General features: G+C 38.2%; 16 protein-coding genes and 1 pseudogene. 6 read left to right on the plus strand and 11 right to left on the minus strand.

Annotated elements, in window-relative coordinates; translation table 11 throughout:
- Window positions 1-292: 292 nt before the first annotated feature.
- Both MHB53_RS14125 and MHB53_RS14130 read right to left on the minus strand, forming a co-directional pair.
- On the minus strand, window positions 293-811 hold the full coding sequence (locus tag MHB53_RS14125) for a YwhD family protein (protein ID WP_340919434.1): 519 nt from the start codon (window positions 809-811) through the stop codon (window positions 293-295).
- A gap of 33 nt (window positions 812-844) precedes the next feature.
- Window positions 845-1,501 (minus strand): site-2 protease family protein, encoded by a 657-nt coding sequence (locus tag MHB53_RS14130; protein ID WP_340919436.1) that lies wholly within the window; start codon window positions 1,499-1,501, stop codon window positions 845-847.
- A gap of 148 nt (window positions 1,502-1,649) precedes the next feature.
- On the opposite strand from MHB53_RS14130, the gene MHB53_RS14135 reads away from it, so the two are divergent.
- Complete coding sequence (locus MHB53_RS14135; RefSeq protein WP_340919439.1) at window positions 1,650-1,835, plus strand: 2-hydroxymuconate tautomerase; 186 nt, start codon at window positions 1,650-1,652, stop codon at window positions 1,833-1,835.
- A 52-nt stretch (window positions 1,836-1,887) separates the two neighbouring features.
- Here the strand turns inward: MHB53_RS14135 and MHB53_RS14140 are convergent, their stop codons facing one another.
- Together MHB53_RS14140 and MHB53_RS14145 are read right to left on the minus strand one after the other, a co-directional pair.
- A complete protein-coding gene (locus tag MHB53_RS14140; protein WP_340919441.1) occupies window positions 1,888-2,397 on the minus strand; it encodes a YwgA family protein in 510 nt (169 codons plus the stop codon).
- Window positions 2,398-2,453: 56 nt separating this feature from the next.
- Window positions 2,454-3,755 (minus strand): HD domain-containing protein, encoded by a 1,302-nt coding sequence (locus MHB53_RS14145; RefSeq protein ID WP_340919442.1) that lies wholly within the window; start codon window positions 3,753-3,755, stop codon window positions 2,454-2,456.
- A 180-nt stretch (window positions 3,756-3,935) separates the two neighbouring features.
- Here MHB53_RS14145 and MHB53_RS14150 point away from each other — a divergent pair, with 180 nt between their 5' ends.
- Complete coding sequence (locus tag MHB53_RS14150) at window positions 3,936-4,712, plus strand: RsfA family transcriptional regulator (protein WP_340919443.1); 777 nt, start codon at window positions 3,936-3,938, stop codon at window positions 4,710-4,712.
- Window positions 4,713-5,036: 324 nt separating this feature from the next.
- Here the strand turns inward: MHB53_RS14150 and MHB53_RS14155 are convergent, their stop codons facing one another.
- Both MHB53_RS14155 and pta read right to left on the minus strand, forming a co-directional pair.
- Complete coding sequence (locus tag MHB53_RS14155; RefSeq protein ID WP_340919445.1) at window positions 5,037-5,876, minus strand: lipoate--protein ligase family protein; 840 nt, start codon at window positions 5,874-5,876, stop codon at window positions 5,037-5,039.
- 172 nt (window positions 5,877-6,048) lie between these two features.
- On the minus strand, window positions 6,049-7,029 hold the full coding sequence (gene pta / locus MHB53_RS14160) for a phosphate acetyltransferase (RefSeq protein ID WP_340919447.1): 981 nt from the start codon (window positions 7,027-7,029) through the stop codon (window positions 6,049-6,051).
- A gap of 218 nt (window positions 7,030-7,247) precedes the next feature.
- Here pta and hemQ point away from each other — a divergent pair, with 218 nt between their 5' ends.
- Both hemQ and gerQ read left to right on the plus strand, forming a co-directional pair.
- Window positions 7,248-7,994, plus strand: coding sequence for a hydrogen peroxide-dependent heme synthase (gene hemQ / locus MHB53_RS14165; protein ID WP_340919449.1), 747 nt, complete (start codon window positions 7,248-7,250; stop codon window positions 7,992-7,994).
- A 215-nt stretch (window positions 7,995-8,209) separates the two neighbouring features.
- Window positions 8,210-8,674, plus strand: a complete 465-nt coding sequence (gene gerQ, locus MHB53_RS14170; RefSeq protein ID WP_445661436.1) for a spore coat protein GerQ — start codon at window positions 8,210-8,212, stop codon at window positions 8,672-8,674.
- Between the two features lie 225 nt (window positions 8,675-8,899).
- Here gerQ and MHB53_RS14175 read toward each other — a convergent pair whose 3' ends face one another.
- From MHB53_RS14175 to MHB53_RS14185, 3 genes are all read right to left on the minus strand, one after another.
- A complete protein-coding gene (locus MHB53_RS14175) occupies window positions 8,900-9,271 on the minus strand; it encodes a DUF423 domain-containing protein (protein WP_340919451.1) in 372 nt (123 codons plus the stop codon).
- 27 nt (window positions 9,272-9,298) lie between these two features.
- Window positions 9,299-9,583, minus strand: a complete 285-nt coding sequence (locus tag MHB53_RS14180; protein ID WP_340919453.1) for a YwdI family protein — start codon at window positions 9,581-9,583, stop codon at window positions 9,299-9,301.
- A 139-nt stretch (window positions 9,584-9,722) separates the two neighbouring features.
- A complete protein-coding gene (locus tag MHB53_RS14185) occupies window positions 9,723-10,397 on the minus strand; it encodes a uracil-DNA glycosylase (RefSeq protein ID WP_340924724.1) in 675 nt (224 codons plus the stop codon).
- Between the two features lie 158 nt (window positions 10,398-10,555).
- On the opposite strand from MHB53_RS14185, the gene MHB53_RS14190 reads away from it, so the two are divergent.
- Complete coding sequence (locus MHB53_RS14190) at window positions 10,556-10,876, plus strand: general stress protein (RefSeq protein ID WP_340919455.1); 321 nt, start codon at window positions 10,556-10,558, stop codon at window positions 10,874-10,876.
- A 429-nt stretch (window positions 10,877-11,305) separates the two neighbouring features.
- Here the strand turns inward: MHB53_RS14190 and MHB53_RS14195 are convergent.
- A pseudogene (locus MHB53_RS14195) lies at window positions 11,306-12,084 on the minus strand (YhfC family intramembrane metalloprotease).
- A gap of 124 nt (window positions 12,085-12,208) precedes the next feature.
- The gene (locus tag MHB53_RS14205; RefSeq protein ID WP_340919464.1) at window positions 12,209-12,424 is read right to left on the minus strand and encodes a hypothetical protein; all 216 of its coding nucleotides are present in this window, start codon (window positions 12,422-12,424) and stop codon (window positions 12,209-12,211) included.
- A gap of 161 nt (window positions 12,425-12,585) precedes the next feature.
- Here MHB53_RS14205 and MHB53_RS14210 point away from each other — a divergent pair, with 161 nt between their 5' ends.
- Window positions 12,586-13,158, plus strand: a complete 573-nt coding sequence (locus MHB53_RS14210; RefSeq protein ID WP_340919466.1) for a YdcF family protein — start codon at window positions 12,586-12,588, stop codon at window positions 13,156-13,158.
- Window positions 13,159-13,233: the final 75 nt, after the last annotated feature.

Consider the following 13,233-nt stretch of genomic DNA (forward strand, 5'->3'; position numbering starts at 1 on the left):
GTCATATTTTCAACGCAAAAACCCGAGGTGTGCAGCCTCGGGCTTTTTCATCTAGCTTCAGTGCCTAACCCCTCGTAAGGACCGCGGGTGCAGGTTTACCTCGTTATTGCCACGAAACGTAACGCTATTGAGGCTCCATATCAGGGCTTGTCCTAAGCACTTTCACTTTGAATTGTCCTAGTTTGCTATGTGCAAACTATATTAAGTTTACTTTTTTTTAAGCTTTTCAGCAAGCTGGCTTTGTTCGTTTTTGGAAAATGTCATAGTTTGTTCATAATTTTGTTGATTATTATCATTTCTCTTCATTAAATTCTTCCTTAAACGTAGAATTTGAGCGTATCCACATTCCTTCATCATACTTTTTCAAAAAATCAGCAAGAATTTTGCGCGACTTTTCATCCATATTCTGAACAATGGTCTGGCCTTTCATCGCCTTATCTAGATGGTTGACATGCTCAGGCATCGATTTAAACCCTCTGCGTGCAGGTCGATTGATAAGTAATTCGCATGCCGTAACACCCGCATAATAAGGTCCTTCTGGTTTCCGATCAACAGCTACCCATATAACCCAGTATTGTTTTGTTCCTTCTTCAGGCAATTCAGAGCGATCCTTTAAATACTTTATTCCACGTTCCGTTTTACTTCGTGCATGCATCGCTTGTAGTTCGATCCAGGCCTCCCCTTCTTCAGGGTCTACCATTAATGGAGTTATATTTTCTAAATTAAGGGCGCCTATCCCAAATCCTTTATGTCCATCCGTTGGATCATTTTTAATGATATTAAATTCAAGCTTTCTTTTTCCTTGCTCCATCATACATTCCTCCAAACTAGTCTTTTATTATTTTTATAGAAACAACATAGCAAAAAAGTTATGTAGACTTTCGATAAAAAACGGGACGACATTATTTATGATTGGGTAGATTGTAAATCCCCCAAGTGGTGTAATAACAAGGATTAAAAAAACCAATGAACCATATTGCTCATATTGCGTCATTTTTGCCCTGATCGACGGAGAGACAAGATCTTCCACAATCCGATAACCATCTAAAGGTGGCAATGGTAACAAATTGAACACGAATAACAACACATTCATATAAACGAATAAATTGAAAAACTGCATGACTAGAGATGGTAATGTTGCTGCTGCTCCAGTGACAACTAACCCGTACATAATTCCTGTTCCAATAATCGCGAGTACAAAATTGCTAATGGGTCCCATCAAAGAAACAAGAATCCCACCTAGACGAGGATTTTTGAAATGATTCCGGTTAACTGGAACGGGACGTGCCCACCCAAAACCGACGATAAAAATCAATAGCGTTCCGATTGGATCAAGATGCTGCATCGGATTTAGCGTCAAGCGACCTTGTTTTTTCGCAGTCGGATCTCCTAATTTATTCGCAGTATAAGCATGTGCAAATTCATGCACAGTAAAAGCAATCAATAATACTCCCGCAATTAGCGGAATTTGTTCCAATGGAAACCTAAGAAATCGTTCCACACACCCAGCCCCTTCATTTTCAAAACTCTCTCTCCATATTATACAAAAAAACTAGCTCGTACTCATGTTTTGTATTCTTTTTCTTGCCCCTCTTCATAAAAAGGCATACACTTTTCATGATACTACATATTCGAGGAGGTAACGTAATATGCCATATGTAACAGTTAAAATGCTTGAAGGACGTAACGAAGAGCAGAAAAAGGCCCTTGTTGAAAAAGTTACAACCGCTGTCAGCGAAACAACAGGTGCTCCCGAAGATAAAATTGTTGTCTTTATCGAGGAAATGAGCAAAAACCATTACGCTGTAGGCGGTAAAAGATTGAGTGACGAGTAGAACTTTTACACACGCTCTAAGACAATCCCTCAAAAGACAGCTATCTCAGCGATTAATGCGAGACAGCTGTCTTTTTCAAATTCTCGATATATGCGTATGCTTCATTAATTTCTTCAATTGTATAGTGTTGCTTATTTTTCAATGTATGTACCTTTTGCACCACTTCATCTTTCGAATCTTCTTCAAAGTATAATACCGTTGAAACTAGCTCTAAAAAACGGGAGTTTTCCTTGTTCATCGTCGAGAAGCATTCTTGCAAATAAGGAATTTCCTGGTGATAGGAGTCCAAAAATTCCTTTCCACTTGCAGTTATCACATATCTATACTGATAATAGTTATCCTTTTTTTCTTTTGTTTCTTTGATGAAACCAAAATTACATAATTCTTCTACCCGCAATGTCAATTCCTCTGAATATGGTCCGTAAAAATGAAATTCAAATTTCTCTTGAAAAGGAAATTCCATTTTTTTTGCGATGTATATCATTTTCTGCAGTTTTTTTCGACCAATTATCTCTTCTGACATAGCAAATACATTCATTAATCGAAGGTGATCATTCAGCATGACAATTTTTCAACTCCTGCACAATATTTTTCAGCGAGGTAATCTCCATTTTTCTCTTAATGTTTTTTTAAGATGGAAGAGATTTGCTGTTTGATTTTTTGATGTTTCGATTTGTCCGAAAGAAGATCCTCAGGATAATATAATTTATGATCCGTACGCCGCTTGCCGGAAATAGCCTCCACAATGGCAGACTCTCTCGATAACTCCCGTACATCTCCATCTGGCATCAATAATTGAATCGGGAGACGTTCTTCCTCTTCTCCAGGCCGGTAAAAATCATAAGGCAAATCCGATGAAGAATCAACTGCCAAATAATAGTCAGGGTCAATCTCCGCTTCTCTAAACAATTGTTCCAAGCGCCCAAGCAATTTATATTGCTCTGCTGGATCAAATTCTACATATTTAAATAAATTCCGATTCATAAATCGGTGACATAAATCACGAAGAATAAAGTCCTCTTCTTCTTCCCACATTTGAAAATAATATAAAATAACAGATTCATCTAATTTTAAATAATCTGATAGCGTTACTTTTTTCTCAAATAGTGACACAAAATGAGATGGCTCATACTTAAAAGAATAAGAGTCTTCATACAAAGCTTTAGCACGTTGAAGAATTTTCGTCAAAATTACTTCCGCACTTCGCGTTACCGGATGAAAATACACTTGCCAGTACATTTGATAGCGACTCATAATGTAATCTTCTACAGCATGCATACCACTCGACTTGAAAACAACTTGATCCTCACGAGGTCTCATGACACGTAAAATCCGTTCCATATCAAAATGACCATAACTAACACCTGTAAAGTATGCATCCCGCTGCAAATAGTCCATCCTATCTGCATCAATCTGGCTAGAAATCAGGCTGACAACAAGCTTGTCATGATATGTTTTGCCAATTACCTCAGCTACTTTCTGTGGAAAATCAACATGTACCTTTTGCAAAACTGCGTTAACTTCCGTTTCACCAAGAATGATTTTTTTTGTAAATTGTTCGTGGTCAAGGTTATACACTTTTTCAAAAGAATGGGAGAATGGTCCATGTCCAAGATCATGTAAAAGAGCGGCACAAAGTGATAGTAGCCGTTCATCCTCATTCCATTCAGGACGCCCTTTAAACACATCGTCCACAATCCGTCTCACAATTTCATACACACCGAGTGAATGATTAAAACGGCTATGTTCTGCACCATGGAATGTTAAATACGTTGTTCCAAGCTGTTTTATTCGACGAAGACGCTGAAATTCTTTTGTTCCAATTAAATCCCAAATTACCTTATCTCTGATATGTACATAGCGATGAACAGGGTCTTTAAAGACTTTTTCCTCGCTTAATTTTAAGTTGGAATGTTCCACTGGCAACCCTCTTCCTATCTATCTTTTTTATTATATAGGTTTTGATTTTTTAAATAAAGTGTATCAGTATCTAGCAATTTTTTACCAATTTGGTATAAAAACTAATTACATTGTCCATCCTAACATTACAGGAAGATGGTTGAGCCATCAATAAAAAGTAAAAATGGGAGTTGATGAGTAATGAAAACACGTCAAGATGCGTGGACAGAGGTAAATGATTTATTATTAGCAGAAACAGTTTTGCGACATGTACGTGAAGGAAGTACACAGCTAAATGCTTTTGAGGAAGTGGGCGACAAATTAAACAGGACATCTGCGGCATGTGGATTCAGATGGAATGCGGTTGTTCGTCACCAATATGAAAAAGCGCTAGATTTAGCAAAGAAACAACGAAAACAGCGTCAACGGATGCTCGGTAAGGATCAAAGTGGAAAGAAAAAATTGCTTTACCAGCCGCCACATGCATTTATTAATGAAGCTTCTCCAGCAATATTAGCCATAGATGAAGACAATAGTAGTAGTAGTAGTATAGATCCGCAGGGGCAACAACCAGATATATATAATGAAGAATTTGGTGATGAAGAACAGGTTCTTCAATCTCTTCCATTCACTAACTATCTTTTACCTGCACCTACTCAATCAACGGGTGAGATTAATATGGAGAATATTATTACGTATTTGCAGGAAATGCAACATTCTGAACTTCATTCAGATATTTTAAGAAATGAGAATGCAAGATTAAAAAGGGAGAAAGCTGACTTACAAGCAGAAAACAAGACATTGCAAGAACAAGTGGGTAAATTGGAAGATAATTCGGTGACAATGCAAGAAGACTATGAGACATTAATGAAAATTTTAAACCGAGCAAGGAAACTTGTTTTATTTGAAGAAGACGACCGCCAATCAAGTTCTTTTAAAATGGATCGAAACGGTAATCTAGAAAAACTTGCTGAATAGAATAATTGAATTGCCCAAATCCAGTTCCTATTTATATAAAAAGCCGTGACAACTCTATGTCACGGCTTTTTAATGACCATTGGGCTGTTTCTTTTATCTAAGTTAGAATAAAGGATCGTCGTCTAATATCGCCACATCCTGTGGGCGCGTCGCTTAACAAGGCGCTTACGCTTTTCTCTGTCTAGCTTCAGCGCCTAGCGACTAGCAAACTTCGGGATCCTTCCTACGATAAGTCAACATCGAATTGCTGCGCTCTTCGTGTTTTCTTTATCTCGTCAGAATCCCTACAGTTTGCGCGTCGCTTAACAAGGCGCTTACGCTTTTCTATATATCTTTGTATTTTTTATTTCTTTCTATCATTCGTTCGTAGTATGCTTGGAACCATTGTAGTTCTTCGCCATGGAGATGGCTTGCGTACATTTTTCCGCTTACGTTTTTTAATGCATTTAAAAATCGAAGCATGACTGATTGTATTGTTAAATCGAGACCGTATAATTCCGACAATGATGCCATGACTTCGGGATGTACGTCTGGGAAGACAAACTTTGATGGAGCGTCATATTTAGCATGTCGATAAAAATCTCGAACAATTTCGGCACGTTCATAGCCACTCCCAGTTACACATAAATAAATTTGTACAGCAATGCCTTTTCTAATTCGCCGTTGCGAGATACCGGCGAACTTTTTCCCACCTATGCTTAAATCATAACTTCCTGGGCAATAGGAGCCGACAATTTCCTTTGCAACAATTTCTTTACCTAAATCTTGAAACATCAGCTTAATGAGACTCCACATAGAATCATAGCCTTTATTTATATCTATCCCTTTCTCTGTATCAGGGAAAATGAGCGATATATTTAAAACACCCTCATCAAGTGCTACTGCTAGGCCTCCTGAATTTCGAACAATCCATTCATAATTTAACCCATCTAAATACGCCAGTCCCTCTTGCAGTTCAGAGAGTTTCGTATCTTGGATGCCTAGAACTATTGTTTTCGGATGCACCCATGCCCGCGCTACAGCTGGTGAATAGCCGCGTCCCACTGACATGCAAAGTGTGTCATCAATAGCAAATGATTGAAGCGCGTGAAAATGAGGATTAAACCCAGATTGGTCAATTAATCGCCACTCATCCTGGCCTAATAATAAAATCCCTTCTGACATAAGTAATACTCCTTCGCAATGTAAAAAGCAGGCTAAGTTATTCGTCTAGCTTTAGCGACTAGCCAACTTCAGGATTCTTTTTAAGATAAATCAGCATCAGTTTACTTTTCAGTTTTAGCTATAGGCTCCTTTGCTCTTCGATAACCCTGCCCTATTCATTTGCTAGTTGGATTTAAACTGTTTCCAGTGATTGAACTGCTGTGATAAGTGCAAGCTTGTACACATCTTCTTCACTACAGCCACGGGATAAATCGTTAACTGGTGCATTTAGGCCTTGTAAAATAGGGCCAACTGCTTCGTATCCTCCCAAACGCTGAGCAATTTTATAACCGATATTTCCTGCTTCTAAGCTAGGGAATACAAACACATTTGCATCACCTTGAATGGGTGAATTTGGTGCTTTTTTCTGAGCAACAGAAGGCACAATTGCAGTGTCAAACTGGAATTCTCCATCAATAATCAATTCAGGTGCCATTTGCTGCGCTAACTTTAGCCCCTCTTCTACTCGTTTCGTTTCTTCAGAAACAGCAGATCCCTTTGTTGAAAAGCTAAGCATTGCCACCTTCGGTTCGATATCAAACATGTTTGCAGTTTTTGCACTCGCTACTGCAATTTCCGCTAAATCTTGACTATCTGGTGCAATATTAATCGCGCAGTCAGCAAATACGTATTTTTTATCGTCTTTCACCATGATGAAAACACCTGATGTTTTGCGAAGCCCTTGTTTCATTTTAACAATTTGCAGTGCAGGGCGTACTGTGTCTGCTGTAGAATGAACAGCTCCACTTACTAAACCATCAGCTTTGTTCATATAAACAAGCATCGTACCGAAGTAATTTTCATTAAGTAATAATTTACGGGCGTCTGCCTCTGTCGCTTTTCCTTTTCGACGTTCTACAAACGCATGAACCATTGCATCAATTTCTACATATTTTTCTGGATCATACATTTCTACTTTATCTAATGCTATATCGAGTTCCATTGCTTTCTTCTGTATCGTTTCGATATTACCTATTAAAACCGGAGTGATTAATCCCTCTGCTCCAAGTCGTCCTGCCGCACCAAGCACTCTTTCATCTAGTGCTTCTGGAAAAACAATTTTTCTATCTTGACTAGCTAGTTTTGCTTTTAAACTTTCAAATAAATCTGACATTATATTCTTCCTCCTTAACTTATTTCTAGTGTACCCGATTTTGTACTTTTTTCACATAAATGTGTTTGCTTCAAGTTTATATGGCTCTTTTAACTGATATACAATGATAAGTTTGTCTTAATCTTGTCTTTTTATTAACATTTCTGTTTGCGAAACATGAAGCTGGACAAACTGTGATATAGTTACTTTATAATGATTATGAATAGGGGTTGATCCAAATGAGTGAACCGGCACAAACACTAGATGGTTGGTATACACTGCAAGATTTTCGTACAATGGATTGGGCATCATGGAAGCTACTTTCTAGCGATGAGCGCCACGCTGCCATTCATGAATTTTCACAATATCTTGAAAAACTAAATGATGTACAAGACAGAAAAGAAGGCAGCCATGCCCTCTATTCGATTGTTGGACAAAAGGCTGATATTATGCTGATGATTTTACGCCCAACAATGGAAGAATTAAATGATCTTGAGAATGAATTTAATAAGCTTACGATTGCAGAATATACAATTCCGACGTATTCCTATGTATCTGTTGTTGAATTAAGTAATTATCTTGCAGGTAAATCGGATGAAGATCCATATCAAAATCCGCATGTTCGTGGACGTTTGTATCCGATTTTGCCAAAAGCAAAGCATGTATGCTTCTATCCGATGGATAAACGCCGCGAAGGTAATGACAACTGGTATATGCTATCTATGGAAGAGCGTAAAGATCTAATGTATAGCCATGGCATGATTGGCCGTCAATATGCTGGTAAAATTAAACAGCTCATTTGCGGTTCAGTTGGTTTTGATGACTGGGAATGGGGAGTCACACTTTTCTCTGACGACGTCCTTCAGTTCAAAAAAATCGTCTACGAAATGCGTTTTGATGAAGTAAGCGCTCGTTATGGCGAGTTCGGATCATTTTACGTCGGCAATCTATTAGAAGATATTACCAAATTTCTATATATAAAATAAAAAAGCGCAAGTGTCACAGATGCTGACATATAAACGCAAAAAGACCGAAACGGAAAATAGCGTTCGGTCTTTTTTGTATTTACTATTAACATGAATTGGAAGTTGGCATATCGCCACTCCTCCCTACATACATATGGAAGAGTACAAAGTTATTAATTATTTATTCATATCTTCGGATTTACCCATTTTAGATCCATTGAATAGGAGGGAATGTTTTGGCACAGCAATTTAATCCGAATACAGGTGGATTTTTTCCACAGGGCTCATATCAACCAGGGTCTTTTGGCCAGCAAAATCCTTACTATGGCGGAGTACCAGCTGGTCCCCCGCAACAGATGTCTGTACCATTTCCGACCAATGCTGCGACGCCAAGTGGCGGAATCAACGTTCCGGGGATGCTTCCAGTCGAAGAGTCGTACATTGAAAATATTCTCCGGCTGAATAAAGGGAAGCTGGTTAGTATTCATAGCACATTCGAACATAATAGCGAATGGAACGCAAAAATTTTCAAAGGTTTGATTGAAGCAGCCGGTAGGGATCATGTCATTCTTAGTGACCCTCAAACTGGAAAACGTTACTTAATTCCTATGATCTATGTAGATTTTGTCACATTTGATGAACCAATCGACTATGAATACCCATTTGGCTCCGGTCCATTGGCCAACTACCCACCGCGCTAATCAAAAGCACCAACCGGTTTATGTCGACTTTTATCGACCGAAACTGATTGGTGCTTTTTTTAACTATTAGTGCGTGTTCAAAAAGGTGCCGAATTAGAAACAAGAAGTTCGAGGCGAGAAGGTTTTGAGGATCAGAGCGTATGCTTTTAATACGTGAGAACCGGAAAAACCGAGCAACGAAGAAATTCGATGTTTATCATTTGGTGACTTTTTGAACGTCCTCTATTAGAGATGTTTGACTGTAAAAATAATCAATAATATCCACGAGATAAGGAAGGCAACGCCACCAAGTGGCGTAATCGCACCAAGTACTTTTATTCCCGACGTGCTTAAAACGTACAAGCTACCGGAAAATAAAATAATACCACCTAACATAAACCAACCAGACCATGATAACAATGAAGATGCTGATATATTTCTCGATAGTATCCCAATAGCAATTAGACCTAACGCGTGAAACATTTGATACATAACACCTGTTTTCCACACTTCCAAGTATTTAGGTTCTATCTTCCCTTCAAGTGCATGGGCACCAAACGCTCCTAAACCGACAGCCAGAAAGGCATTTATCGCACCAAAAATAATAAATAATTTCATGTATATTACCAGTCCTCTCTTTGCCTATTAAAAGTCAAACAATGAATTACCGTTAGCACCATCTTCTGTTTCTAATGGCTTTGAATTTGCGAGTGTAACCGGTTCATTGGCAACAGGTATCGCTGGTGAAACTAGAGGCTGCCTTAACGATAACGGCTCATGAGATGCCACGTTCTCCCCCTCTAAAATCACCTCTGCGAGTGCCTTAAGTGCATATATATGCGCTTTTACACGTATTTCATCCTTTGCTACCTTCGCCTCTTTTAATTCAAGCTCCATTTTTCCAAGAAGCGCTTCATACGAAATGTTCATTTATAACAACTCCCGTCGTCCCGTCAAATACATTCCTCAATCTTTTTTTCCTACAATTAACAGCATATGCATTTTGATTAAAAAAATCAAAGGTTAGCACACTTCACACTAACTCATTGCAAGAAATGGTTTCCTGAAATTATAGATTAGATATTTGCCAGTCAATTTGCTCCATTCCTAATTCTTGTAAAAACTCATTCGTTTTCGAAAACGGCTTGCTATCGAAAAAGCCTTTTCGGGCGGCAAACGGACTTGGATGTGGCGATTGAATAATTTTATGTTTACCCGTATTGATCAACTTGATCTTTTCCTGTGCAGGTCGTCCCCAAAGAATAAACACAACAGGTTGTTCTCGTTCGTTTATAAGAGAAATGACCTTATCAGTTAAGGTTTCCCAGCCCTTTCCCCGATGGGAGTGGGCTTCGCCTGCTCTTACTGTCAAAACTGTATTTAGCATCAACACACCTTGTTCTGCCCACTTTGTTAAGTAGCCATTATTCGGTGGTGTATATCCCAAATCATTTTCCATTTCTTTAAAGATATTTCTTAACGAAGGCGGTATCTTTACGTCGGGCTTTACAGAAAAACTAAGACCATGTGCCTGGCCATGGCCATGATATGGATCTTGCCCCAAAATGACGGCTTTTACATTTTTATAAGGTGTGTATTCTAGCGCATTAAAAATATCTTTTTGCTCCGGATAAATCACTTTTTCCTTATACTCATCTTTTAAAAAGGAAAGCAAGTTTATGTAATATGGCTTATCAAATTCCGCTTTAAGAAGAAGCTCCCAGTCAGTATTCAAAATTCCTATTTTCAATCTGATCATCCTTTCTTTGTTCTATACTATTCTTTACCCGTTCCAACTTTTTTTAAAATATGTATGTTTAAATCAAAATAAGAAAGGATATATAATAAGTATTGCATCATTAAAGATGCAGTGAAGCTAGTTTTGAAGGAGGACATTTTTCTATGAATACAGTAAAAGTTTGTGAAAACGGCGTACAAGCAACAAATATTATTGCAGAATTAACCGCTGAAGGCTATCAACACGATAACATTTATCTGTTTGCACATGGTGAAGAGCGCTCCAAAGATTTAACAGATGCCACGGATACCGGGGCAGTAGGTGTCGGCGAACAAGGAATACTCAATACAGTTAGCAATGTATTTCGAAAAAGAGGCGATGAACTTCGCGCTAAATTTGAAGCTGTCGGCTTAACGGAACAGGAAGCCGCAAAATATGAAGCAGTACTCGATGGTGGACAAGTAGTTATTGTTGCCACACATTAAAAATATAATTAAGTAGGATCCAGGGGGGGCTCCAAAAAGTCATATATTTGGCTTTTTAGGAGCCCCTCCTCCATTTTATCCCCATCGCAAAAAAAAGGCACTACCTGGTCATTGGACGCACTTCGATTTCCCTTCACTGCAAAAAAAGCAGGACGAAGGTAATTCGAACGTCTACCGATTTCCCCTCCCTGCGAAAAAAGCAGGACGAAGGTAATTCGAACGTCTACCGATTTCCCCTCCCTGCGAAAAAAGCAGGACGAAGGTAATTCGAACGCCTACCGATTTCCCCTCCCTGCGAAAAAAGCAGGACTAAAGTAAATCGAACGCCCCCCACTCCAATCAACTTACATTTTTTTAAAATCAGAACAAGATAAAAATCAGCAGAAAGCCGTTTTAACGACTTTCCTACTTATCGGACAGCTCCTTATATCATTCAGCAAATAATTTTCTTGATTTAATTGTCCATATGATCGACCCAATGCCAATCACAGCAATAATGGCCTCGACTATATAAATATTTTTTATGACGCCGGCTTGATACAATGCGGCAGGGAAATCGAATAGTGCATGAATCAAGATCGCATAAATCAAATATAAAACTTTGCGGTTTCTTATCGCATATAATACAAGAATAGAAAGCCCAAGATGTATCGCAATAGCACTTATTCTTTCTATTCCACCTAGTAGTACTAAAAAGACAGAACCGTTTGTAAGCTGATCTTTGATTGGTTCGAAGGCTTCAGCTGTTTGTCCATTAAGTAGTAGCGATTCGAATATACCTTTGTTAATCATAAAGGCAAAAACAAGCATCACAATGCTATTTATTCCAACAAGAAGAATCGCTTCGATTCCACCATGACCTATTCCAAATGCAAGTCCGTCTTTCCATCTACGAAACTTCTTCAATGCGAATTTCATTATAATAAATCTTCCAACTTCCTCAAAAATCCCAGCCATTAAGCCTCCATACAACATAAATAGCCAAGGGTTTTCAAAGAGTTTTTTCGTTATTTCATTTCCATAAAGAAAAAACTGTGGGCCATTCCTTCCAACACTTGAGCAAACAAGAAAAACGTCAGCATACCAAACAAGATTAATTTAACAGAAATACCTAATTTCTTTTTGAATATAACGAAAAGTACAATTGGCGTTCCAACTGCAATAATAAAAGAAATAATGATTGCTATAATCGTTGAATTGCTTACCATATTGTTCTCCTTCCTAACCTTTGTTCTCCATTAACAAACTAAGTTTTCTTCAAAGTCACTTTCTTCAGTCTAAAATAATCCATTTACACTCCCGGCTATTTTCCGATTACTTTGTATAATCCTTTCATCCCAGCAAAGTGTTGTATATTTTCCTAGCCTCAACCGGATTACTTGAACCGTGAATAAGTGCACGACCGTCTTTAAAAAATACTGCTCGTTTACCTTCTTTAAGAACAAATACCAATAAGGGATTGCTATCAACTTTATATCCAGCCATACGCCATTGATCTGCGAGTTTTTCCAATAACAGACCTTCGTTCCAATAATTATTACTATTCATGCCGATCTCCTCAGAATCTACCACCTTTCATCAAAGCCTTATTTTGTCCATCAGCTAAAATAGTCATTTCCAGCTAATTTACCCTCTATAACATATTTACTATTACCTAAATATCAGTTATTCTTTGTCTATTAGCAAATAGAATTGTGTGGTGATCCATGATGAGGAAAGTATCGGCAAGTTGTTTCGTATTTATCATCGTTATGAGTGTTTCCTTATGGATTCTAACCGGAAAATGGATGAGTGATGGCAAGCTACCAAAAGCAAATGGGAAAAATAAATTTGCAGTTATTCTTGGCGCAAAAGTAAACGGGGAAACTCCTTCTCTTTCTTTACAATTTCGGCTTGATGCTGCATTAAAGTATGCGAAAGAATATCCTAATATAAAGTTAATTTTATCAGGAGGTCAAGGCCCTGGGGAAAATATCACCGAGGCTGAAGCAATGAAAAGGTATTTAATCGAAAACGGCATATCAGAAGATCGATTGCTTCTAGAAGAACATTCTACCTCTACATATGAAAATATTCTCTTTTCAAAAAAGCTATTACCAGCTTCGATTAATACCATCACAATTATTACTAGTGATTTCCACTTATCAAGAGCTAGAATACTTGCCAGTACTCTTGGTCTGCAATCAGATGCAATCTCCGCAAAAACTCCGAGGGCAGTTGAGTTTAAATTAACCACTAGGGAGCGACTCGCTTTACTGAAAACATCCGTTTTCGGAAAATAATGACTAGCCTTATTATAGCAGAAAAGCGGACGAACATTGTACGAGAGTCCAAATCACTTTCCGCTTTTACGATTA

The sequence above is a fragment of the Bacillus sp. FSL K6-3431 genome (assembly GCF_038002605.1).
Lineage (GTDB): Bacteria > Bacillota > Bacilli > Bacillales > Bacillaceae_C > Lederbergia.